The sequence below is a fragment of the Nostoc sp. genome (genome assembly GCF_036917635.1).
Taxonomy (GTDB): domain Bacteria; phylum Cyanobacteriota; class Cyanobacteriia; order Cyanobacteriales; family Nostocaceae; genus Nostoc.
Genome location: NZ_JBALCW010000094.1, coordinates 278,928 through 303,466, shown reverse-complemented (window position 1 = coordinate 303,466; position 24,539 = coordinate 278,928). Strand labels below are relative to the sequence as shown.

The 24,539-nt window shown below is 41.9% G+C and carries 19 protein-coding genes, 1 tRNA gene and 1 other RNA gene; 8 read left to right on the top strand and 13 right to left on the bottom strand.

Annotated elements, in window-relative coordinates; translation table 11 throughout:
- Positions 1-287 precede the first annotated feature (287 nt).
- The 5 genes from rsmA (at position 288) to V7K32_RS22930 (ending at position 3,728) form a co-directional block, all read left to right on the top strand.
- A complete protein-coding gene (gene rsmA, locus V7K32_RS22950) occupies positions 288-1,130 on the top strand; it encodes a 16S rRNA (adenine(1518)-N(6)/adenine(1519)-N(6))-dimethyltransferase RsmA (protein ID WP_334996238.1) in 843 nt (280 codons plus the stop codon).
- Positions 1,131-1,204: 74 nt separating this feature from the next.
- Positions 1,205-2,158, top strand: coding sequence for a 4-(cytidine 5'-diphospho)-2-C-methyl-D-erythritol kinase (ispE, locus tag V7K32_RS22945; protein WP_334996236.1), 954 nt, complete (start codon positions 1,205-1,207; stop codon positions 2,156-2,158).
- 84 nt (positions 2,159-2,242) lie between these two features.
- Positions 2,243-2,572 (top strand): DUF3082 domain-containing protein, encoded by a 330-nt coding sequence (locus V7K32_RS22940; RefSeq protein ID WP_334996234.1) that lies wholly within the window; start codon positions 2,243-2,245, stop codon positions 2,570-2,572.
- A 309-nt stretch (positions 2,573-2,881) separates the two neighbouring features.
- Positions 2,882-3,487, top strand: coding sequence for a sporulation/spore germination protein (locus tag V7K32_RS22935; RefSeq protein ID WP_334996232.1), 606 nt, complete (start codon positions 2,882-2,884; stop codon positions 3,485-3,487).
- A gap of 169 nt (positions 3,488-3,656) precedes the next feature.
- Positions 3,657-3,728, top strand: a tRNA-Gly gene (locus tag V7K32_RS22930).
- Between the two features lie 331 nt (positions 3,729-4,059).
- On the opposite strand, the gene V7K32_RS22925 is transcribed toward V7K32_RS22930, so the two are convergent.
- Complete coding sequence (locus V7K32_RS22925; protein ID WP_334996230.1) at positions 4,060-4,224, bottom strand: hypothetical protein; 165 nt, start codon at positions 4,222-4,224, stop codon at positions 4,060-4,062.
- A gap of 406 nt (positions 4,225-4,630) precedes the next feature.
- Positions 4,631-4,810 (bottom strand): hypothetical protein, encoded by a 180-nt coding sequence (locus tag V7K32_RS22920; RefSeq protein ID WP_334996228.1) that lies wholly within the window; start codon positions 4,808-4,810, stop codon positions 4,631-4,633.
- 66 nt (positions 4,811-4,876) lie between these two features.
- On the opposite strand from V7K32_RS22920, the gene V7K32_RS22915 reads away from it, so the two are divergent.
- Positions 4,877-5,095 carry a hypothetical protein gene (locus V7K32_RS22915; protein ID WP_100902982.1) on the top strand — a complete coding sequence of 73 codons (219 nt, stop codon included), beginning with the start codon at positions 4,877-4,879 and terminating at the stop codon, positions 5,093-5,095.
- A gap of 500 nt (positions 5,096-5,595) precedes the next feature.
- Here V7K32_RS22915 and ftsH3 read toward each other — a convergent pair whose 3' ends face one another.
- The 6 genes from ftsH3 to V7K32_RS22885 all read right to left on the bottom strand — a co-directional run bounded on the left by ftsH3 (position 5,596) and on the right by V7K32_RS22885 (position 14,454).
- Entirely contained in the window at positions 5,596-7,437 is a 1,842-nt protein-coding gene (gene ftsH3 / locus V7K32_RS22910; RefSeq protein WP_334880884.1) for an ATP-dependent zinc metalloprotease FtsH3, read from the bottom strand.
- Positions 7,438-7,555: 118 nt separating this feature from the next.
- Entirely contained in the window at positions 7,556-8,332 is a 777-nt protein-coding gene (locus V7K32_RS22905; protein WP_334996261.1) for an aminotransferase class IV, read from the bottom strand.
- A gap of 255 nt (positions 8,333-8,587) precedes the next feature.
- Positions 8,588-9,373, bottom strand: coding sequence for a hypothetical protein (locus V7K32_RS22900; protein ID WP_334996226.1), 786 nt, complete (start codon positions 9,371-9,373; stop codon positions 8,588-8,590).
- 79 nt (positions 9,374-9,452) lie between these two features.
- Positions 9,453-10,673 (bottom strand): acetate kinase, encoded by a 1,221-nt coding sequence (locus V7K32_RS22895; protein ID WP_334996224.1) that lies wholly within the window; start codon positions 10,671-10,673, stop codon positions 9,453-9,455.
- Between the two features lie 420 nt (positions 10,674-11,093).
- Positions 11,094-11,732, bottom strand: coding sequence for an FMN-binding negative transcriptional regulator (locus V7K32_RS22890; protein ID WP_334996221.1), 639 nt, complete (start codon positions 11,730-11,732; stop codon positions 11,094-11,096).
- Between the two features lie 91 nt (positions 11,733-11,823).
- Positions 11,824-14,454 carry a DNA polymerase III subunit alpha gene (locus tag V7K32_RS22885; protein WP_334996219.1) on the bottom strand — a complete coding sequence of 877 codons (2,631 nt, stop codon included), beginning with the start codon at positions 14,452-14,454 and terminating at the stop codon, positions 11,824-11,826.
- Positions 14,455-14,647: 193 nt separating this feature from the next.
- On the opposite strand from V7K32_RS22885, the gene V7K32_RS22880 reads away from it, so the two are divergent.
- Positions 14,648-15,940, top strand: a complete 1,293-nt coding sequence (locus V7K32_RS22880) for a dicarboxylate/amino acid:cation symporter (protein ID WP_334996217.1) — start codon at positions 14,648-14,650, stop codon at positions 15,938-15,940.
- Positions 15,941-15,960: 20 nt separating this feature from the next.
- On the opposite strand, the gene V7K32_RS22875 is transcribed toward V7K32_RS22880, so the two are convergent.
- The 4 genes from V7K32_RS22875 to V7K32_RS22860 all read right to left on the bottom strand — a co-directional run bounded on the left by V7K32_RS22875 (position 15,961) and on the right by V7K32_RS22860 (position 21,903).
- Positions 15,961-16,140 (bottom strand): hypothetical protein, encoded by a 180-nt coding sequence (locus V7K32_RS22875; protein ID WP_334996215.1) that lies wholly within the window; start codon positions 16,138-16,140, stop codon positions 15,961-15,963.
- A gap of 591 nt (positions 16,141-16,731) precedes the next feature.
- Positions 16,732-17,805, bottom strand: a complete 1,074-nt coding sequence (locus V7K32_RS22870; RefSeq protein WP_334996213.1) for a TIGR03032 family protein — start codon at positions 17,803-17,805, stop codon at positions 16,732-16,734.
- 467 nt (positions 17,806-18,272) lie between these two features.
- Positions 18,273-19,985 carry a diflavin flavoprotein gene (locus V7K32_RS22865; protein ID WP_334996211.1) on the bottom strand — a complete coding sequence of 571 codons (1,713 nt, stop codon included), beginning with the start codon at positions 19,983-19,985 and terminating at the stop codon, positions 18,273-18,275.
- A gap of 178 nt (positions 19,986-20,163) precedes the next feature.
- Positions 20,164-21,903, bottom strand: a complete 1,740-nt coding sequence (locus V7K32_RS22860; RefSeq protein WP_334996209.1) for a diflavin flavoprotein — start codon at positions 21,901-21,903, stop codon at positions 20,164-20,166.
- A 1,422-nt stretch (positions 21,904-23,325) separates the two neighbouring features.
- Between V7K32_RS22860 and V7K32_RS22855 the strand changes: the two genes are divergently transcribed.
- Positions 23,326-23,781, top strand: coding sequence for a helix-turn-helix domain-containing protein (locus V7K32_RS22855; protein ID WP_334996207.1), 456 nt, complete (start codon positions 23,326-23,328; stop codon positions 23,779-23,781).
- Between the two features lie 276 nt (positions 23,782-24,057).
- Here the strand turns inward: V7K32_RS22855 and ssrA are convergent.
- Positions 24,058-24,447, bottom strand: a transfer-messenger RNA (tmRNA) gene (gene ssrA, locus V7K32_RS22850).
- Positions 24,448-24,539 lie beyond the last annotated feature (92 nt).

Sequence of the window (24,539 nt, the reverse complement as noted above, 5' to 3'; positions counted from 1 at the left end):
TACGCAAAAATAGCTCGATGCCAGGATTTTTAATTCAAACAATACCTCCAAGCTCACATCACAGCTCGGAGGTTTTTGTTTATCATGAATTTAGTTTGGGAAAAATTGCGACTCCTATCATACATGTGACGCTTGTATGGAAATTTACGCAATCGCCACTGCTACGTTCGCGGAGCCTTTGGAAGCGAAGATAGGCGTTACAGTGAGTCTAGCGCTGTAAAGGGACTTCAAAATTTATAACGAATTTTTGAGAAAAAGCTAAAAACTAGACTAGGCAATAAATACAGATGATCCGACCGCGTAAGGTCTTTGCTCAACATTGGCTCAAAAGTGAAAAGGCGCTCGACGCAATTATTGAAGCAGCAGAGTGTATAGAAAGCGATCGATCACCTTTAGGTGATCGAGTCCTGGAAATTGGACCTGGAACTGGCATTCTGACTCGTCGTTTATTACCCTTAGTGCAATCTCTGGTTGCAGTTGAAATAGACCGCGACTTATGCCAATTGTTGTCAAAGCAGCTTGGTAAGACTGAAACTTTTTTACTGCTGCAAGGTGATTTTCTCACTCTAGATTTACCATCTTATCTGGAGGCCTTTCCCAATTTCCAAAAGCCAAATAAGGTAGTAGCCAATATTCCCTACAACATTACTGGCCCAATAATTGAGAAACTGCTGGGTACGATCGCTAACCCCAACCCCGAACAATTTGACTCTATAGTGTTGTTGGTACAAAAAGAAGTCGCAGAAAGGTTATATGCTAAACCAGGATCAAAAACCTTTGGGGCGTTGAGCGTGCGGGTACAGTATTTGGCTGATTGTGAGTTAATCTGCACAGTTCCAGCAGCCGCATTCCACCCACCGCCAAAAGTTGATTCAGCTGTGGTACGATTGCGTCCCCGAAAAATAGAAATACCAGCGCTTAATCCCCGACAGTTAGAGAATCTATTAAAATTGGGGTTTAGTGCCAAGCGCAAAATGTTACGAAATAATTTGCAATCTGTTATAGAACGCGATCGCCTGACCCACTTACTGGAACAATTAAAAATAAATCCCCAAGCTAGAGCCGAAGACCTCGGCGTTCAGCAATGGGTAATTTTAGCAAATAAGTTGGGAGTGGTGAGTAGGGAGTAGGGAGTGGAGACAAGGCAAATTTTTTCCCATTCCCTATTCCCCATTCCTCATTCCCCATTCCCCATTCCCAGAAAATGTATTCTTACAGTCTAATTGCCCCTGCCAAAGTTAACTTGTATCTGGAAATCATTGGTAATCGCCCCGATGGGTATCACGAGTTAGCCATGATACTTCAAAGTATTGGTCTTGCAGACCAAGTTGATGTCCGTTCTATCAGCACTGACAGCATCCGTGTTTACTGCAACCACCCACAAGTACCGACACATAAAAGTAATCTGGCATACCGCGCAGCAGAATTAATGGTGAAGCAATTTCCTGAAGCTTTTGCTAAATATGGAGGCGTGGAAATTACCGTCAACAAGCAGATTCCTATCGCTGCTGGGTTGGCTGGGGGTTCAACGAATGCAGCCGCCGTGTTGGTGGGGATAGATTTACTGTGGAAGTTGGGATTAACTCAGTCCGAATTAGAGGAGTTGGGAGGTACACTTGGTTCAGATGTCCCGTTTTGTGTAGCGGGTGGAACTGCGATCGCAACAGGTAGAGGCGATCAACTTTCTCCCCTGCCGAGTTTAGATAATATTTATATAGTGTTGGCAAAATACCGCAGTCTGGAAGTTTCCACGCCTTGGGCATACAAAAACTATCGAGAGCAGTTTGGTGATTCTTATATTAAAGATGGCGACAACTTGGCAGCGCGTGCTAATGCAGTTCATTCAGGAGGAATGGTAAAAGCTGTTGTGGATAAAGATGCGGGAGAAATTGCCCAAAAACTGCACAATGATTTAGAGCGTGTGGTATTGCCAGCCTATCCCCAAGTCCTGCAACTGCGAGAAATGTTTGCAAATCAAGAAGGCGTTTTAGGAACAATGATGTCTGGCTCTGGGCCAACAGTATTTGCTCTTTTTGAGTCTCAACAGCAGGCAGAACAAGTTAAGCTGCAAGTAAGAGAAGCAATTCTTGATAAGGACTTAGAATTGTTTGTAACTCGGACAATCACACATGGTATTAAAGTGGCATCGTCTGTTTAAATAATTTTTTTTGTTAATGAAGCATAGGGGATAGACAAGAATTATTCCTAATACCGCAATCCCAAATCTAAAATCTAAAATCGTATGAGTGACCAAAATTTAATGCCACAAAGGGATACTAAAATACAGGCGAGTGCGACTCCTTTACGCTGTTTAACTGGGGCGGTTATTTCTGGAGGAATGGGATATGCAATGTATTCCCTGATGATTGCGATTGCTACAAATTTTGCTACTAAACCTCTCCATTCAATTAATCCATTGGTAATTAAGATTTCTTCTGCTGTTAGGACTCTGGTTGTTGGTGTAGTTGCTTTAGGAAGCGGGATATTTGGTATAGTAGCAATTGGTTTGTTGGCTTTGGGAGTGCAATTATTAGTACAGCAGTTGACCAAGCAGAAAAGTAGTGAAAACTAGTAATTTACTTTCTTACAGCTATTTTTAGATAAATACACTACATTAATTTAACCAAAGATCAGTATACTTTTGTTTCCTGTACCTCTGTTTCTTCTGGTCAAGCTTTTTGAGATTGGCGTAGACGCCGGCTTGTTGTTAAACATCGATGCTTGAACAGCAGATGTTGTAATTTCGGTGTATAGTATAACGCTCTACTTTAACAGATTTCGGGTTGACACTTTAGAAACTGGCTCAGTATTAACAAATATATGTGGAATTGATACCAGCTACACTGAAGTTGATAGCAGCAACATCACTTGTGAGCAAAATATGAGCACAACCAACAGATATTTTTTACCCCTTATTTTTGTGACAATTGTTGTCAGCCTCAGCAGTTGTAGTTCTAACCCCACCGCTCCTAATATTGACAGTGGAACGCCATCCCCTACCACAACACCGACGAATAGGACATCATCTCAGACTCCCAGCCAAATTCCTAGCGTAGCTCAATTAAGAGAAAAATCTCCTAATCAAGAATTTCTTAAGGAAAATACGCCTTCCTCATCAACTACTAAAGCTGCCACTACCAGAACTAGCAACGTCACGCTATATACAAGTGATACCCAATGTCAAGAACTCATTCCAGAAAAGGTTTCAGTACCAGATGAGGCGTCAGTGACAAATGTAGTGAGTAAAATTTTAGAAAAACGAGATACAAGCGACTTTAGCTTGTCTGGGTATCGTGTCAACATTAAAAATGGCATTGCTACAATTGATTTGCGAATATCCCCTGATTCAAAGCGACAAATTGCTTCTCTTTCTAGTTGTGAACAGTTTGCTCTGTTTGGCAGCCTCCGCAAAACCCTAACAAGTAATGCCCAATGGAATATTAAAAAGGTTCGCTTCACCGAGCGAGGTGAAGACATTGTTCTTTAGTTAAATTATGGTATTCAGTGCTGTCATCAGCTAAAAGGATTTTCCAATTTTAACAGCCACAGGACTAATGCATCAGCAGTTGCTAAAACAGTGTATGTTCTAGTCTAATTTAAAACAGATGTAAATAGTGTTATTATTGATTTTAGTCCTAAGATTATGGCAGCAATTCGCGGGTGTAATTCAGTGGTAGAATGTCACCTTCCCATGGTGAACGTCGTGGGTTCGAGTCCCATCGCCCGCTTTAATCTACATTTGCAAATTAGTGTCGTTTTTCGCAAATTAGTGTTGATTAGGCTATTTTTTAGGGTCAATTTATCCGACTTTTGCAGCTTGGGATTTAATACTCTCAATTAATCGACCCTAACTCCAGCGATGAATGCTTATACGATATTCGTTGGCATATTTTTTTTGAGCTTCCTTGTAACCAGGACATTTCTTTTCTGCTCTGGATTGAATTTCGCTACTGATTTGCTCACGCATATCGCAAAGTTGTGGGATAACTACGCTGTCTGCTTGGTAGTTTTTGGCGATCGCAATAATTGCATCTGCTAATAATCTATCTACATATTGCCCTAACTTTGATTCAGCAAAGGAGTTTGGCGCATTTTGTTTCTGAGCTTTAGTTTTTTGAGTAATTCAGTAGGTATTTTGCCTTCTTCTAGCCACGTTTCAAATTCTGGGTGCAATGCTACCTGTAGCAACAATTCATTGATAAGTGGTGTATTTTTTTCAGCCATAAGTTCCCACAGTTGACGGAGAGTGTCTTCTTCCGCAACCAAGCGGCTTTGGAGGAGGCGATGAGAGATTGGTTAAAAAAGAAAGAGTCGGCTACTGATGAAAAGTAGCAGGAGAGTTTTTGAATTTTACCCTTAGAAAACAGTAATGTTTTTCAGAAAATAGTCGATGCAGCTTTAGATATTTGTCATTTCAAAGAACCTAAAGATAGCTGTGTCCAAGCTTGCTATGAATGCTTACTTTCTTACCGCAACCAGTTTGACCATGCTTTAATCAATACTTGAGCCACTGGTGGAGAAGTGGGGGACGTAAGAACATGTTCCGCTCTGCATAAAGCATCTATCCTATGGAGGATTTAAAATAAAATATCAATAAATCTTCATATAGTTATTTAAAGATTATGTAATTTCAGTATTCAAACCTGACGTTGTAAAGCTGATAACTCAACACATTGCCGTCTATCGCAGGTGACAGAACCAAACGAAGAATGTCATCATTAGGAGATGTACCTTTGGGCAATGAAGTCAAGTAGGTGAAATATTTATTAATATTATGAATAGGAAGTGTAAATTCAGCGTCAGGAGTCAAAAAAAATTCTTAATGGCAGATATTTCGCATCAATCATCAAATCTTTCACCAATAGAACAGAAGATCATGAAAGACAAAGAACCATCAGACTCTAAGGAATTCGTTGGAAATCTCAAGAATGGAATCTGGCTGTTTGGATTGTCATCCTGGGTATTCGGCATTACCGATCGCAGTATTGCTTCATTTGCGGACGGCTATTTATCTGCTTTGGATTTAACGCAAATATTCACAGCAGCTACCTTCTTTGTGGCGTGGCTATTTTTGAAACCGACATCTAGAGTTTAAGATCGGCAACTGATTGAGTCCGTTGAGGAGTCATCAGCTACTTTGTAGCAATGTGCATTATTTTGAAGATGAGTACCACTTTTCGGCTGTAGATCACCCGCAAGAGAAACTTGACACCACCGCTATTCGTCTTCAGCGTTTTTGGGGTTGGATAATCAATGATGCCTTACCCCAGTAAATTGAATGCGACATGGCGATAAAAGTACCTCGCATTTGCAGAATTTCTGATTTTTGTCTGGCTAAAATCATGACCCGCTGATCACGATTAAGCAATCACATAAAAATTGTTATTGGTTAGTGACACTCCACCAAATAGTTGTGCAAATTTTACCTGAGTAAACGCACCTCGACTGCCATGTTGGTCAAAGTACGCGATCGCTCAATCTGACTTTTCCCGTTATTATAAAAAAATTGGGGCAATTCTGGAAAATCCCAGAATTACCCCTAATTTTAAAACTTAAGCGTTAGGAATTGTTTTTAACTCCTAACTCCTGATTAAATTAGGCAAACGCAGCAGTTGTCACATCGTTATTCGACAGAATTTCTTGCAACTCTTCAGCGTCTACCGTTTCTTTATCAACCAACATTTGCGCTATCTGATCTAAAATGTGGCGGTTACGTAGCAACACTTCTTTAGCGCGGGTATAGGCTACATCCACAAGTTTACGGACTTCTTCATCGATGGCGGCGGCGGTTTCTTCAGAGAAATCACGCTCTGACATGATATCTCGTCCGAGGAACATGTTACCTTGTTGACGACCAAGGGCGACTGGGCCTAAGCGATCGCTCATCCCAAATCGAGTGATCATCTGACGCGCAACCCGTGCTACTTGTTGCAAGTCATTAGAAGCACCAGTGGTAACTTCTTCTTCACCAAAGATTAATTCTTCAGCAATTCGACCACCCAAAGCCACAGCCATCTGATTTTCCAGATAAGCGCGGCTGTATAAACCTGTGTCCATCCGGTCTTCGCTGGGGGTAAACCAAGTTAAACCACCTGCACGACCGCGAGGGATGATGCTAATCTTCTGCACAGGGTCGTAGTCTGGCATTAAAGCACCAACTAAGGCGTGACCAGCTTCGTGATATGCTACCAAGGTTTTGCGCTTTTCGCTCATTACTCGGTCTTTCTTCTCTGGCCCAGCTAATACGCGGTCGATTGCATCGTTGATTTCATCCATCGAAATTTCAGTCAAATTTCGGCGGGCTGCTAGAATTGCGGCTTCATTCAACAGGTTGGATAAATCTGCGCCAGTAAATCCAGGGGTACGACGAGCAATTTTATCCAAGTCCACATCTTTGGCTAAGGTCTTACCACGGGCGTGTACCTTGAGGATTTCGCTGCGTCCGGCATAGTCGGGACGGTCTACCACAACTTGACGGTCAAAGCGACCAGGACGCAATAGGGCTGCATCTAGGACATCAGGACGGTTGGTAGCGGCAATAATAATGATGCCAGTATTACCTTCAAAGCCGTCCATTTCTGTGAGCAACTGGTTGAGGGTTTGTTCCCGCTCATCGTTACCACCACCTAAACCGGCACCCCGTTGACGACCTACGGCGTCAATTTCATCGATGAAGACGATACAAGGAGCATTGGTCTTAGCTTGTTCAAATAAATCGCGGACGCGGGATGCACCCACACCTACGAACATTTCGACAAATTCTGAACCAGAGATTGAGAAGAAGGGTACACCTGCTTCACCAGCTACGGCACGAGCTAGGAGGGTTTTACCTGTACCAGGAGGGCCAACTAAGAGTACACCTTTAGGAATTTTTGCACCAACGGCGGTAAAGCGATCGGCGTTTTTCAGAAAGTCTACAACTTCGTTTAATTCCAACTTGGCTTGGTCAATACCAGCAACATCGCCAAATGTTACCTGAGTTTGTGGTTCCATTTGCACTCTAGCTTTGGATTTGCCAAAGTTCATCGCTTGGCTGCCTGGGCCACTTTGAGCGCGACGTAGCAAGAAAAATAAACCAACCAAAAGCAATACAGGAAAAAATAAGCTGCTCAGTGCCTTAAACCAAAATCCTTCATCGGTTTGGGGCAATACAGAAATATCAACGCCTTTAGAAGTCAAAGTATTGATCAAGTCTGGATCGTTGACTAAGGTCACAATCCGTTTAGCCGGGTCATATTTGGGTGTAACCAGTGCTGTGGAGCGATCTGCACTCAAACTGACTTTTTCTACTCTACCTTGTTGAACTTCTTGAATAAAGCGACTATATCGCCATGTCTCTCTGCTTTGGGGTTGTTTGTCAAAAAATGCTGTTCCCAGCGCAATGACGACAATAAACAGCAGCGCGTACAGCCCTGCATTTCTCCATCTTTTATTCACTAAGGTCTATCCTCCAGTATTTTTTGCCCGATCGCCTAGCGTCTCTGATCGCAAAGGTGATTATTAAGAATTATGTTAACTTATCTTAAGATATAACAAATTTGGCGTGGCTGTCATGCTAAAAAAGCTCCCTTATTAGCTGAAAACTATGATGGTAGGGATTATATTGTAGCGACCCTGAAGGCTGATGAACGGTATGAATGGGAATAATTTCTACCACACTATTAGTGTAAGCGATCGCTTCAAACCTCTGAACTAACTCGACGCTCCAAGGTTCTTCGCGCATTGCCATCTGGTGATTTTGCAACCAGTTTAAAAGTTGCGATCGCACAATTCCCGGCAAAATTCCGGCTTTTATTGGTGGCGTGTACCAACTGCGATCGCACCATCCCCAAAGGTTGCCTGTGCTGGTTTCTAGCCAATTTCCTTGAGCATCAACTAATATTGCTTCTTGAGCATTTACACCAGTTTTTGCCAACCAAGCACTCAAATAGTTTCCAGTTTTATGAGAGGGGAGAGAGCGATAAAATTCCGAACTGGCAACAGCGCAAATTATACCATTATTTTGTTTTTCTGTCAAGTCTTGTGGTAATAATCTGCCAGTTATCCACTCCCGTCCATCGGGAAAGAGGGTAATTCTGAGAACGGGGAAGTGGGTGAGGATAATTTGAGCGCCTTGACGTAGACGGTTCCAATCTGGTTGTTGCCAACTAAAAGATTGTACTGAGAAAAGTAAGCGATCGCAATGTGCTTGCCAATTAGTTAAATTACTATCTAGCGAGTTCTGATAAACCCGCAATGTTGTAAAAACAGTTGCCCCATAAATTAAACCCGGATCGTTAATGTTTAATTCTAGAGTTTGAGAGTGAATTAATTTACCGTCATACCAATAAATATTATTTTTCACAACATGATTTGTCGCTACAATTCCATTGAATAGTGATGACTTGTTCACCCTAAATCCCTCTCCCAAGGTGGGAGAGGGACTTTGAAATTGGCTCCCCGAATCCCAATATTGGGATTCGGGGTTGGGGGATGAGAGCAAATTTTGCATTTGCGCAAGAGATATAATCATGTATGAGAAACTTGAAAACAATTAGACGAATATAATTCGCTACTACACTTGCACGAACCCGTTATGAATAATAATTTAATCTTTAGGGGGAAATACAATTTTATGATTACCTTCAGGAGTTGTGATTACTTTTCCTCCTAAAGCTTCAATTTCCGTAATTGCGCGTTTTTGAGCCCTTTGATCAAGGTGATTATTTAAAACTATTACCCAGGTAGCAATTTGAGCATATTTGCTGTTGGGGTTTCGACTCAGAAATTCAGCAGTTTTTTGGGAAGTATGAGCGATTGCCTGACTCTCTGAATCTGAAAATTTACTAGCCCAGTTTGCCGCCGTTGCAAAAGATTGTTCGGCAGCTTTAGCGTTGCCTAAAAATAATAACTCATCAACTCCTTTATAACGCCAGACGTAATAAGACTTTTCGGGAACTGAGGGAGACAGTGATTTTAAGCCTTTCTCTGATAATGCGATCGCACGTTCTGGCATTGCAGCATACAATGAAGTACTGATAGAAAGACTGCGATATGCTGCTAAAAATCGCGGGTCACGTTCTAGAATAATTTCAAAATATTCTGGACTTAAACTATAACCTGTTTTATCCCGAATTTCATCATCTCCGAAATATTGTAAAAAATTGAGATATACCAAATCTGCAATTAAATTATTATAACCAAAAGTAGGCGTTTTTTTGAGAAAATTAAGACGAATACTTTCTGATTTTATCTCTTTATTTAAAGTTTCTAAAGAAGCAGATTTTTTGCTATTTATCAGTTTTTTTAATTGGGGAAATTGAATCAAGCCAACTCCTAAAATACACACACAAATTATAAAAGGTGTAGCAATGGTTTTAGGCGACAACAACATATTTTTCTTGTCTTCCCAGGCATAAGTAACTCATTGTATAGCAATCCTATACGAACTTGTACTGAGGTAAGTAGAAGTATTACGAATTATTTAATAACTGCCAACATTGTCCGGCGATCGCCCAATCTTCTTGAGTATGAATAACTAATACACGGACTGCTGAATCGGATGTGGCAATATCCTCATCGACAGGCTGCTGCTGATTTTTTTCAAGGTCTATTTTTAATCCCAAAAAACCAAAGGCTTCACAGGCGGCTTGGCGAATATCTGGGGAATGTTCACCCACACCTGCTGTGAACACTAAAGCATCTAATCCGCCCAAACTGGTGAGCATTGCACCGATACCAGAACGTAGGCGATGTACGTAGATATCCCAGGCCAGTTGAGCGCGGGAATTACCTTGAGCGCTCGCTTCTCTCACTTCCCGCATATCGCTAGATACACCCGAAATTCCCTTTAATCCAGAAGCTTTATTTAAGATATCATCCAATTTTTCGACGGAGTAATTGCAGTAACGCAACAGATACATCAGAATCCCTGGATCAATCGAACCAGAACGACTACCCATCATCAATCCTTCTAAGGGCGTGAATCCCATTGTGGTATCAATACTGCGGCCGTTTTTTATTGCCGCCAAAGAGCAGCCATTGCCCAGATGACAGGTAATTAACCGCTCAGGGGGAACATCTTGACCGAGAATTTGGGCAGCACGTTGAGAACAGTATTGATGACTGATACCATGAAACCCGTAGCGACGGATACCTTGTTCTACCCACTCATAAGGTCCGGGATAGATTGCTGCTGCATCAGGTAGAGTGGCATGAAATCCGGTATCAAATACTGCTATTTGGGTGACATCTTTTAAGATTTCTTCAATTGCTTCTATGCCTTCCACAGCAACTGGATTATGGGCTGGAGCGAGGTTAGATAGACGAGCGATCGCCTTTTTTACCTCCTCTGTAATTACCGCAGTATCTCGATAATGCTCTCCACCATGTACTATCCGATGCCCTACCACATTGATTTCTGACAACCGATCAATTACTTTGGTAGCACCATCGCTAAGTGTATGAAGCATATAAGTGAGGTGTGCCTGTGGGGAATCACCGGAGATTGATTCTTGCAGCGTTGCACCAGTAGCAGTTTTTACTTCAATTTCTGCCACACCGCGATCTTGAGTCCAGTTAATTTTCCCTTCCCAAATGGGTTGGGCTGCTTGGGTGGAGAAAGACTCATCTGCAATTTCATACAGACAACTCTTTTGGGTACTCGATCCGGCATTCAGCACCAATATTTTCATAAGACAACAGAAAAATATGACCTCCTTTGATCATGTCACCAAGTGTAACCTTATGCTTCTAGCCTATAGGTATAATATGCAGCAAAAATGCGCTTCCATTGGGGACTTCCAAATAAAAAATACCCAAAAAACTGACGAAAAAACTCTCTCCTCCTCATTCCTCTGTGTTCTCTGTGTCTAATAAGGTTCGTTTCATTTAGGAAATTTATTTCTTGGAAGTCCCTTGTTAAAATTTTCTTGAATCTATACCTTAGAGATGTTTCTGATAAAGGAAATTCCTCTAAGTAAAGCTGGGTTGCCTGTCTCAAGCTAGCAATTGCTTGTTCGATTGTCTCTCCCTGATCAACCGTACCAAATTCGGGACACTCAGCTATATACATATCGTCCTCTTTATCAATACCTTTGCCAAGCTGTGAGTTTTCATCGTACTGTATCCTCATTCGCTTCAAGGTTTTGTTTCATCTCGGCATCGACGGCACGAGCAGCCGGATCTGAACTTTGTAGTAGTGTACTTGACACATTGTGCTGCTCAATTTGGCTGCGGTTTTGACTAAGTTTGTACTTACCTTCCAAGCGTGTAACAGTTATTTCAAATCCTACAATGCCATTCATCAGACCTTCACGAAATCCGTCAGATAAACCGTGCCAATGCGATTTGTAGTCAGCTTCGTAGGTGTCTATCATCTCGTTTATCATTTGGTTCATTGATTCTGGGGAGTCATTGAGCATGATGACTTTGGGAATACCATACGCGTGAACAGCAATATAGTTCCACGTCGGTACGCTCTCATGCTTTTCATACAAGGTAGGAGAAATGTAAGCGTGCGCTCCGGTGAAAATAACAAGTAACTCAGCGCCAAGGGCTTGCGATTGAGGATTATGCTTTGCCAGATGACCAATTAATTTAACAGCATCCCCTTGCATTGCAATGACAAGAGGAACATGTGAAGCATAAGGTACACCGTCTATAATCGATACCAAAGTAGCGAAACTATTGGCTCTCATAAAGCCGATCAATTTATCAACATTATCTTCTTGAAAAGGGGTTGGTCTATACATGGTGATTTAACCTCACTATCAACTTCTAAAAATCCTCTAGCTCTCATTTGTATAGCAAGCAGAGAATGCCCAAATCTCACTGCCCCTCCTCTCAATTCGGCAAATCCTCAACCCGCATCAAATTTAATTCGCGTTCAAATATTTCATCAATTGGCAACATTTGACCATCAACAGTCATAAACTTATGTTCTTTTGTTGCCCGAATCAATGAACCATCTTCCAAACAATACTCAAATACCTCTTGTTGTCCGCGAGCGTGCCACTGCGCTACAGGTTGCGTGTAAATATTTCCATTATTATCAACGCTGTACACATTACACTCAATACATTTTTCTACAATTTTTCCAATCGGCAAGAATCCATATTCTACTGTCAATATTTCCGTGTCATAGCTTAAACAATATTCAGCAAACTTTAACATTTGCTCAAATAATTCATCCGCAACTTTTTTCTGAACACCGTTTTTCGCTGCGCCATCCACGAATTTTTCTCGTTGCTTTTGCATCTCAGAAACTTTCTTTTTACCCATCGCCCGACGCAGCAAGTCAGCTTGTCCTAAAGAATATCCCGCCATATCTTGAGCAATTTTCATGATTTGCTCTTGATAGACCATAATTCCATAGGTTTCGTCTAATATTGGTTCTAAAATAGTGTGTTGATAATCAATGTTTTCTCGACCATGTTTGCGGTTAATAAATTTAGGGATTAGCCCCGCATCTAATGGCCCCGGTCGATAAAGTGCCAAAATCGAAGAAATGTCTTCTATATTAGAAGGCTTCAAATCTCGTACTATCTGACGCATCCCAGAAGATTCTAATTGAAATATTCCTTCTAATTCACCTGCTTCTAATAATTCATAAGTTTTTTGTACATCTTTTGGCAGAGTGCTATGTTCACCTTTAGCTAATATCTTCTGCGCTTTTCTTTCCTGGCGGGGAATTTCATCAGGATCAACCCGATATCCTCTCGTTTCTTGAATCAAATCAACGGTCTTTTGAATCAGCGTCAGGTTCCGCAAACCCAGAAAATCCATTTTCAATAAACCCAGTGATTCCAGGTCTTCCATGAAATATTGGGTAATTACAGAACCATCATTATTCTTTTGTAGCGGCACAATTTCATCAAGTGGATCGGCAGAAATTACCACACCTGCTGCATGAACACCAAAAGTTTTGTTAGTTCCTTCAATTCGCATCGCCATATCAAGCCAATGGCGAACATGGGGTTCTTTATCATATTTCTCTTTAAACTCTGGTTCTGGGGTTTGATCGGAAATCATCACCTTGAGTTTCGTTGGTTTCCCGCGCACTACAGGAATTAATTTCGCCATTTTGTCAGCTTCCCCGTAGGGAATATTTAATACTCTGGCGACATCTTTCAAAACTGCTTTAGAAGTTAGGCGGTTAAAAGTAATAATTTGGGCAACTCTATCTGCACCATATTTATCAGTTACATATTCAATAACTTTATCTCTTTGTTCAATACAGAAATCTGTATCAATATCAGGCATGGATTTACGTTCTGGGTTCAAAAAGCGCTCAAATAGTAGCCCATGATGCACAGGGTCAATGTTGGTAATTCGCATCGCATAAGCAACTAATGAACCAGCCGCCGAACCCCGACCTGGCCCCACAGGAATATTATTATCTCTAGCAAATTTGATGTAGTCCCATACAACTAAAAAGTATTTGGAAAAACCCATCTGCTGAATCATTTTTAGTTCGTATTCCAATCTTTCTTTATAGACGGAATCGACTTCCTGACGAGATTTGCGATTTAAGCGCTCTAAAAGTCCACTCCATGCAACATCTTCGGCGTAAGTGTCAGCAGTATGACCGGAAGGAATTGGGGGTGTAGGAATCTGAGGCTCACCCATGATGTGGTAAGGCTCGACTTTATCAGCGACTTCTTCAGTAGTAGCGATCGCTTCAGCAATCACATCATCCGGTAAATGGTCACGAAATAGCTGCCGCATCTCCTCACCAGATTTGAGATACTCTGTGCCGCTATAACGCATCCGCTTATCTTCAATAATTAATTTGCCAGTTTGGATACATAGCAAAGCGTCGTGAGCTTCAACATCAAAACAAGAGATAAAATGCGAATCATTAGTAGCAACAATTTTAATCCCTAGTTCCCGCGCAATTTTGACAATTTCAACATTTACAATCCGGTCTTCTTGGGAACCGTGGTCTTGAATTTCTAGATAATAGTCATCACCAAATACATCTTTATACCACTGAGCAACTTTTCGGGCTGCATCTGGTCTATTACTGAGAATTGCTTGGGGAATTTCTCCACCTAAGCAAGCGCTGGTAACAATCAAGCCTTCATGATATTGTTTTAGTAAATCTTTATTAATACAAGGACGAGAAAAAATTCCTTTACCTTGAACACCTTTGAGGTGAGAAATAGTAGTTAATTTGACTAAATTTTTGTAACCTTTAGTATTTTTAGCTAAAACGACTTGATGATATTTGGGACGGCGTTCTTGTTTTTCGATATCGCCGTTAATGATATACATTTCATTGCCGATTATCGGCTTAATATTTTGACTACGGCAGATTTTGATCAGTTCGACGGCTCCATACATGACACCATGATCGGTAAGGGCGATCGCTTTCATTCCCAGTGCGATCGCTTGATCCACCAACTCAGGTAGCTGACTTGCCCCATCGAGTAAACTGTAGTCACTGTGAATATGTAAAGGGACAAAGGACATAAGCATCTCCAACCACAAGCCAAGATATCTCTAGGGGCCTACCTTGTGGTCTACCCTTTCGAGCTAGATTTTGCAAAGCAACGGAATCTTAGATTAACAGTTTTTACCTAAAATTAAAGCTGTTATTTTTCCGAAATTATCACTGTCATAAGTGTTGTTTTAATAGTTACAGCAGTTAATCAGCATCTAACTAATGATTCAAAAAGAGAGTACTACTTCGTCTGAAACCAAAGCTAGCCCTTGGTGGCAGCGTATCCCTCTCACATTGCAAATTCTCATCGCCCTAGTAGCCGCAGTCAGCGTTGGAATTGCCCTTGGTGCGGGGAATCCCAATCCCAGCAATGCCACCTTAATCAACAATTTAGCAATTCCGGCTGAATTGGTGCTAAAGGCTCTCCGCGCCCTAGCTACGCCCCTGATTTTGGTAGCGGTGCTGCACACCTTAATGACTACGAATATCCCTGGTACAGCCGGACGGCGGTTAGCAGTGCTACTTTTAACTAACACTACTGTAGCTATTTTAATCGGGCTTTTCGTCGCAAATGTGCTGCGTCCCGGTACTTGGGGCAATGTAGCCACCTCAACAACTCCAAAAATAACTACTCAGAGTCTTGATCCTTGGGGAATACTCAAAGATGCTGTACCCGAAGCTGTCCTGAAGCCATTAGTTGATAATAATGTCATTCAACTAATTGTGATTGCCCTGAGTTTTGGCATTGTTCTGCGGGCATTAAAATCTGAACAAATCGCTCAAAGCAAGAACGGATACCAGCCCATTGAGGATGTCATCGGGATTTTGTTTGAAGCGGTAGTGCGCATCCTGAACTGGGTAATCGCCTTAGTGCCGTTCGCAGTCTTTGGGATTGTAGCTAAAACTATTGCTATGCAAGGCTTTGCCCCGTTTAAATCTTTGGGTGCATTTATTGTGGCGGTGCTGTTAGCACTCTTATTGCAAGCCTGCTACTACCTCACCAGAGTAAAATTTGGTTCTTGGGTACACCCGCTAAAATTTCTCGCTGGCGGTTCTGATGCATTTTTGACAGCTTTCTCAACTTCTTCCTCTGCGGCGGCAATGCCCATAACCTTCGAGGTTTTGCAAACAAAAGTCGGTTTAAGAGAATCTTCTGCTGCCTTGGGGTCATTAGTAGGGGCAAATTTCAATAATGATGGTACTGCCCTCTATGAAGCAATGTCTGCGTTGTATATTTCCCAACTAATTGGGCAACATCTGAGTCTGGGACAGCAGTTAATTGTCATTCTTACCTCGATTTTTGCATCTGTAGGTGCGGCAAATATTCCTAATGCTGGACTGGTAACGATGACACTGGTGTTTACTTCTGTAGGCTTACCTACTCAATACATTGCTTTGCTAGTTACTGTAGATTGGTTTCTGGATCGCTGCCGCACTGCGATTAATGTTATGGGAGATATGACTGTCAGCGCTTTACTTGATGGCAAAAAGCCTCGTTCTGTAGACGAGGCTTAATTTTACACCTTTTGAAATATCTAATGCTGTTGAGGTCCTTTAGCATCACATTCTTTAGCCCAGCAGCGTTCTAGAAGTCGAAGACGCCAGATCAATGCAAAGCGTTGGGGATTCAATACTAAATTAGTATCGTCACTAAATAAAGGCTGGTTCAGATAGTGCCAAAGGGGAAATTGAATTTTGGTGTGTTTTGGAGTCATAAGAACAACAAATATTATAAAAGTTTAGGGGTGATAGTTGGCATTTTGTCTAACTATTGCCTGATGCTGTTTTTCTAGTTAAAGGCTACACTGCGTTTTTGCAATTGTCCTGGTGGCAATTGCGGAATTCCAGCAAGTGAGTTTATGTTGTTTCCGCTTTAATACTGAAATTGCACACACCATTTTTCTGATTCCCCAGCCCGTGACAAGTCATACCATTTCACAACATTCCTCGTACAGCGTTGGTAAGGGCGTAGATTTGTAGGGAGTTATAGTCAATTCATCTGTTACAAAGATTTTTGGAAGCGATCGCATTATTCTTCAGAATCTTAACTCGGTAGCCTGTTAAGAAATCGGGTAGTGTGGCATTGAGGTGTCGAATTATAGCTTGCAGAAGACTTGTGATTTCTGTTACTAACTGGGAATTTATAGCTAATTTGAGGAGAAGGCTGTTTCTATAGTAATTATTGGTTTTTAAGGGGAGCAAAGTCTTGCTTCCCTTAATATTTAGATAATAGTAAAATTAGCGGCACTGAGTGTTGGGGTACTAATGCCAGTCAGCGTTGCCAAGATTTCATCATTCCTCTAAAATTATAAATTTTGATCCGCTCCCACCGTTACTACCCGCCGAATTTCGTCGCTGCGAAATCCGAGCGCCATTGGACGACGTACCCCCAAAAGTGCTACCACGTCGTATAATTCCAGCACTACTCCCTCCATTCGCAGGGAATGGACAATATCGCCGCTTCTCAGGTCAATCACTAGTAACCCACAGCGAGGCTCAACGTTTTTCTGGTGCAATTTCTCGTCTAGGGGCAAGCCGCTAAAGGTCTTGTTATGCCTGGGTTGAGAAATTCCTACTACTGCAAAGTCGCCATAAAATGCACAACCGCGCAGATATCCGGGACAGAAGGCAACTGGCTCAAACACTCCCCGCTTTAAATCGGCAAAGCCAAACTCGCCCGCGCCTGAGTTGAGCAGCCAGAGTTTTTCCTGATGCCAGCGCGGCGAGTGGGGCATAGACAGCCCCTGCAACACGATTTCATTGCTTTCTACGTCAATGACACAGCCGCCATTTACCCGATGCTCCCGCCAGCCTTCTGCTACATCTGACTGGCTGACAACGGTGACGTATTTAGGTTTTCCTTGCTGCATTGCCAACCCATTCAGGTGACATCTATCTTCCGCCGCTAGCTTGCTGATAAAGGTTGGTTGCCATAGGGGAACGAAACTGTGGGTTTCGCTGACTGTTGCTAAACAACTAAATAAACTATTGACAAATACTATTTTTTGTGGTGAATAAATTGTTCTTTCTGCTCTACTCAAAGCGATGTCGTGAATATCCAAATCTCCCGTCACATAACTCATCTGAGGCAAATAAAGAGCATCGTAGCCTTGGTGGTTTTGTCCGGGTTGGATAATGTTTTCAAATCGCCACAGTTGGTACAGAGAACTCATGTAGAGGCTGCTGTCATTGGCATACAACCCCATGCACCGCTCAAAGCTACGTTCAAATACAGATAATTTGCCGTTTGGTTGCAAGCCGATGAAGAATAACTTCCCCGCTTGATAGGTAGTGAAGGACAAACTCAGGTTTTGCTCATATAGCCAAGCAGTAAACTGGCGAGAAGCGTTGATTTCTAGAGATGGTTTAATGTTTGTCATTGGAATTCACTTGGTTTTGACTCCTTGATAACTCTGGTGTTCGGTCGGTGATAATTTCGCCGCAGGGTATGATGCTCTTACTCTTGGACGTAAACTAGGGAATACGTCAACAACAGCGTTTCCGTCATCTGCTTTATTGCGATCGCACTCCACACATTTCCTAGCCTGTGGTTCCTCATTTCAGAAATTTACCAGAGTATTGTCGGAGTCTCTTTAAAACAATAGATGTTTTTGTAACACAAGGGTATATTTGCTGTAATCTAAAACTTAAAAAGCTCAAACATCTGTCTAAAGATAGGTAGCTTAGTAGATAACTAAAATTCCCTGGGGTGTACTCTGCATTTTGACAAAAAAAATGGGACGGACAAGATGTCCATCCCACAAGAAAAAAGAGAATTTTTGTCATAAAACGCCTTAGCGATATTTAAGCTAAAGCGTTCCGTTAAGTTAAATTTCTCACTATCTAACTAATAATGAGTGCCGGTTTTGCGATGGTTAATGGCAGTAACCGCATCAGGCTTGAGTAATTTACCTTCATCCACACTTGCATACACAACCCAATGGTCGCCACATTCCAGACGTTGGTTGACTGAGCATTCCAAATATGCTAATGCGTCAGTGAGGACAGTACAACCGTTATCTGCAACTGCTGTACTAAAGTTGGCAAATCGGTCTTCCCCAGGGGCGAAAGATTTACGGAAATGCTTCATGTAATCTTGATGATTGCCTTCAGGTAGAATATTTAAGGCAAACTTTCCGCCGGGATACATCAAAGATTCGATCGCTCGGTCTTTGGCGATCGCAACTGTAAGTCCAGGTGGGTTGAAGGTAGCTTGAGAAACCCAAGCGCCTAACATTGCCGTAGACACTTCTCCAAGTTTCGCTGTCACCACGCAGACAGAACCAACGATCCGACCAACAGCCTGTTCTACTGGAGTAGCGGCTTGTTGTGGTACGCGTACCTTTTTAGCCTTTTTCAGTGCTTGGGCAAAGTCTGTACCTAGTTCTTCACAAAACTTGAGAGTGACATCATCAGGTTTAAACTTCACCTTCAGGGTGTCAAAACCAAAGCGATATCCAGCATCCCGGAGTTTACCTTCAATCAAGTCAAAGGCTTCGCCACTCCAGCCGTAGGAACCAAAAACCCCAGCGAGTTTGCTATTGTCACCGCTTGATAGCACAATCCCTAAAGCAGTATGAATGGGAGTTGGTGCATGACCACCGATGGTAGGAGAACCAATGATAAAACCCTCTGACTGTGCTAGGTTGATGCGAATTTCATCAGGGGTAGCAAATTCGCAGTTAATCGATTTGACTGCAACTCCACCTTTAGTTAGTCCCAGAGCGATCGCTTGTGCTAAAGTCGCCGTATTCCCGTAAGCTGAAGCATAAAGTAAGGCAACAGAAATCTCGCGATCGTTGTGAGAACGACTCCACTCTGCATAAGCTTTGGTAAGTTCAATTAAGCCGGTGCGTACCAAAGGCCCGTGACCCACAGCATACATTCTCACCTGCAAATCCGATATTTTCTCCAAAGCTGCTTGCACATGAGGAATTTGGGGAGCCATCAGGCAGTTAAAGTAGTAACGCTGGTCTTCTTTAAGCGCTTCCCAGTTATCATCAAATGCTTCATCACCACAGAGATGAGTTGCAAATAACTTATCTGTGTAGAGAATTTGGGTTTGCTGATCGTAGCTACAAAGTCCTTCCGGCCAACGCGGACTGGGAGTGGGTAAGAATTTTAAAACATGACCCTTGCCTAAATCCAGAGTTTCTTTCCCCCGCATCACCAAGACTTTCAAATCCTGATCTAAGAAAGCTGCACGCAAATTGTTCGCACCGGGAAGAGAACAGACAAAAGTTACCTGTGGTGCCAGTTCTAAAATTGCTTTGAGGGTTGCAACTCGATTCGGACTAAAATGACCCAAGATTATATAATCCAAACTTTGCAAATCTAAAGTCTGCCGCAATGCCTCTAAATAAATTTCGGTAAAGCTTTCTGGCGGTGGATCGATAAGTGCGGTTTTATCAGCTTCAATTAAATAGCAATTGGAGGTAGTACCTCTTTCAAGTGCATATTCAATTTCAAACCGCAGACGTGACCAACTACGTGCTCTAATCGCCTTAGTATTTGTAGCAATTGGTAAAACTTGTACGTCGCGTGGCTTGGAATTGGTCATAGCTGTTGGTGAATAGGGAATGGGAAATGGGGAACGGGGAATGGGAAATGGGGAATGGGGAATGGGGAATGGGAAATAGGGAACGGGCAAAGACTTGTACAAGTTCTCCTCTGCTCATAAGCTCCCCCGCGTCTTTATTCCCTACTCCCTACTCCCTACTCCCCATTCCCCCTCTTTCTTAGTAATAATTACCTACTTTGCGATGGCGAACAGCTGTCAATCCATCGTTTTTGGAGACACGACCTTCTTGGACGGTGCAATATAAAATCCAGTGGTCGCTGCATTCCATGCTGCTCTGGATTTCACATTCCATGTATGCCAGAGCATCAGTTAGAATTGGGGAACCGTTTTTCGCGGTTTGAGTTTTCACCCCAGCAAAGCGGTCAGCACCAGGATGCAAGCGCTTGAGGAAGTGTTTCTTGAGTTCTTGATAATTGCCTTCTTCCAAAACGTTGAGGACGAAGCGATCGCCTACTTGCATTAAGGAATCAATGGCGCGGTCTTTCGCAACGGCAATTGTCAATCCTAAGGGTTGCAAACTCGCTTGCGTTACCCAAGATGCCAGCATTGCACTTGAGACATTATCTTTTTTAGTTGTGACTATATATAGTCCACTACTAATCCGACCCAATGCCTTTTCCATGTTGACATCGAGGGACTTGATTTGCTTGATGTTGCGATCGCGCACCAGCAATTGTCCGATGTCTTTACCCGCTTCTTCACACAACTGGAATGTTGAGCCGGTGGGAGCTTCTTTTATCCGAATCGGTGGGAAAGCTTCTTTGATGCCAGAGTTGAGAAATTGTCTGCGGACTGTATCAATGGGTTCATCATCCCCACCGTAACATTCAAACAGCCCAATTAATTGCTTGTTTTTGGCGACAGCTAGCACCGAACTGATACTAGCTTGGGCAGCGGCGGAGGTAGTCGGGGGCATACCAATAATTATGCCAGATGCTCTGCCGGCTAGTTCTTGAATTTCTTGGCTCTCAGCAGTACTCAGATCGAGTACTTCTACGCCAATGCCAGTTTTCAATATACCTTCGGCAATTGCGTGACCAAGACGTTCGCCATACCCGTAATCTGAGACAAAAAACAAGCCGACGGTGGTTTCTGCTTTAGCTTGTTTTTGACTCCAATTTTCGTAGCACCCGGTTAGAACATCTAAATGGTGGTATAATAATGGACCGTGACCGTTGGCGATAATATTAATCTTCCCAAGATCGCCCATCCGCTTCATTGCATTCAGCAGCGAACGAGCGTTAGGGCCCATTAAGCAGTCGTAGTAAAATCTAAAGTCAGCTTCGATCGCTTCTAAATCTTCGTCGAAGGTGCGATCGTCACAGAAGTGCATCCCAAAAGCATCACAGGTATAGAGAATTTGGGTTTTGTGGTCAAAGCTAAAGATTGTATCCGGCCAGTGCAGGTTAGGCGCACTCACGAATTCCATTTCGTGTCCCTTACCTATATCTATGCGATCGCCAGTTTTGACAACTCGCTTAGAAAATGGATCGTGGACTAAGCCTTCTAAAAACTGAAGCGCAACTTTTGAAGCTAAGACGGTAGCTCTAGGAGCTAATTGCAGGACATCTTCTACTAAGCCGCTATGGTCTGGCTCTGTGTGGCTGACAATTATGTAATCAATTGTTTTGGGGTTGACAAGACCTTTTAGAGTCTCTAAATACAGATCGCGAAACTTCTGGTGAGAAGTATCAATCAAAACTGTTTGTTCACCCCTAATTAGATATGAATTGTAGGTTGTGCCGTTTTGCAGTCCGAATTCGATATCGAAGCGATCGCGGTCCCAATCAAGAGAGCGAATCGCCGTTGTGTTAGGGGCAATTTCTACAGTTTGTATAGTTAGCCGATGTTGAACGTTCTCTGCGTTGGCCTTGCCGGTCGTAGACATCGCTACCATTATTCGTCTCCGAGCGCAAATTAACAGGTTTTTCTTCTGCCTCCATTGTCCCTATTATTTTTTGTTTAAGTTGTAATGAATATCAGTTTTTCAAAAATTTAACTTGTATCAATTATTGCTGTTTTTTAGCAAAAATTATGACTCAAAAAATATACTAATTATTAATTTATTCTTCAGATTTTACTGAGTATTTGATTTTGCTATTTCTTTCATTTTATCCTAATTCAAAAAGATTTGTGTTTATTCTATTAAAAATTTAGAAGAACATACCCAGAACTTTTATTGTATTTTTTTTTGATGACGTATGAATACTAAAGAAATGGGAGCATCCCAATTTTGGTTGAAATCTTTTCCCTCATCCCCAGCGCCTCTCCCGTCATATGGGAGAGGCGCTGGGGGGAGACATAATTCTAGTTCCCCGAATCCCAATACTGCTCGGTTTTTGGATTTTTCGATAGTGTTTTACACCTGTAGAGACGCGAAATTTCGCGTCTCTACACAAGGTTTTTGGTCTTATTCGAGCAGTATTGCCCCGAATCCCATATGATGGGATTCGGGGTTAGGGGATGAGGGCGAAATCACAAATATATTTTTTAATTGTGCTATAAAATATTGATATATCGCAAAATAGAGATATTAAGAGAATAGATTGAGATGTCGCTCATCAAAAGTTACTTTTTTTGAATATCCTCTATTATTAAGTAGGAAAAGTAGGAAAAGTAGGAATGGTGGGAAAAGTAGGAAAAGTAAGATAAACTTCCGTTTCCATCCCGCATCGAATAATCTGTTAGCAGTGTTTTTCCTAATGGCTATCTAATAAATTTTTGTCTCAACCAAAATATTCTCATGGCAAATATAAACTTTATGTAAAGTTGAGAAAACAAATATTTGTATGGAGATAACCAAGGCAAATTTCTAAATCCGAGTAGGAGAAAAAGGAACTAGGCTTGTATAGCTTTTCTATACCTTTTCCGGTTCATTCAAATGTAAACTAGCGTAAAAATCATTTTTAAAGTTTCGATAAATCTCCGTAACTATACGAACGATCTAATAAATTTAATGATACAGTCCTTTATTATGGGCTTGAAACATTAATCAAGCCAACACGAATAAATTCTTATTGTCATAGCCAAAAGCTGTAGTTTTTGGCTATTCTAAAAAATTTGTTTATCCAGCTTAATGGTGTCATTTATGATGTACCTAACTTTTTATAAAAATCCATTCTTGATGATAAATTGCAAACAATGATTACGCGTTCTCAAGCCAATACTTATCGCGTAGCAGCCTTTTAAACGCCGACATCCTTAATGCTTATAGTTCAGCTTTTATAGCGTGCTATTAAATACGTAAGTCCTGTAAGTATATAGGCGTGAATAGACATAAAAAAATGCCAAAAATTGACAGTGTAAAAGGTTATTGTTTATGGGATGCCGATTAAAAGTCTTTCTAACTGACGAACAAAAGCTGACTTTAGAAGAGTTAAGAAAAGCCAAAGATGTTCCTCAACGTACCAAGGATCGCGCTCAAGTTTTACTGCTTAATACTCGCGGCTTAAAAAATGAGCAAATTGCTAAAGGCTTGAACTGGGCGATTTCAACAGTGCGTCAAACTCTTCATCGCTGGGAAAAGATGGGTTTAGCAGGTTTGTGGGATGCTCCTGGACGAGGAGGAAAACCCCGATATTCGGAATCAGACTTAGCTTATCTAGAAAATTGTTTAGCTCAAGAGTCAGAGACTTATAACTCTAAACAATTAGCAAATAAACTGGCATCTGAGCGTCAAGTCAACTTGAGCGCAGATAGATTACGACGCGTACTTAAAAAAAGGGGAAGGAGGTTTGGAAACGCACGCAAACAACCCCAAGAACAGAATAATTAACCTGAGTTCGACAAAGCTCTCCCTGTCTAACTTTCATTCAAGTCTGTCCCTCTCGCCCATCGGCTACGGTGTACACACAAGTCTGAAATAGCTGATTAAGCAAGGTTTTACCCCACCCTAACCCTCCCCTTATAAACTATCAATTACCCGGATATTTCTTAACATTTCTGTAAGTTAGACTCTGAGGGGATGACAGAAGTAAATAACAGTCGAATTCTTCTTATAAACAAAATCCACCTAAACATTAAACTGTTTGGTGGACTTGTTATTTATTCTCAGTGGATCCGAGCAGAGTCGAACTGCTGTCCAAATTGGGTATTGACCCCCCGCTCATTCACAGGTTTAGCCTTTCTGACCCTCAAGGCGGGAATCGTTCATTATCCCGAACGTAGGATGCTCTGATTTAATCTTAGCTAGCAAGCCAACCAGAGAACGCTTACTAGAGCATCCGTTGGGGTTTGGTCTTCAGTCCTTAACGGAGTCAAACTAAAGACGCTCGAACCTATAAGAGGTGTTTAGGCAGCTACTAGAGCTTCCCGACGAGCAAATTTAACGATGTTATTCGCATTTACTTTTTGTTTGAGCCTTTGATTTCCGAGAGGAGACTCACTCTCGACCTGAATCACAGAGCAGCGTTCGCCAACCTGTCGAAACCGTGACGGACCCATGCGCTTCATATTTCAATTATAGTACACGATTTTTAATTCGTAATTCGTAATTCGTAATTCGCAATTATGAAAGTTAGGATATATGGCTCC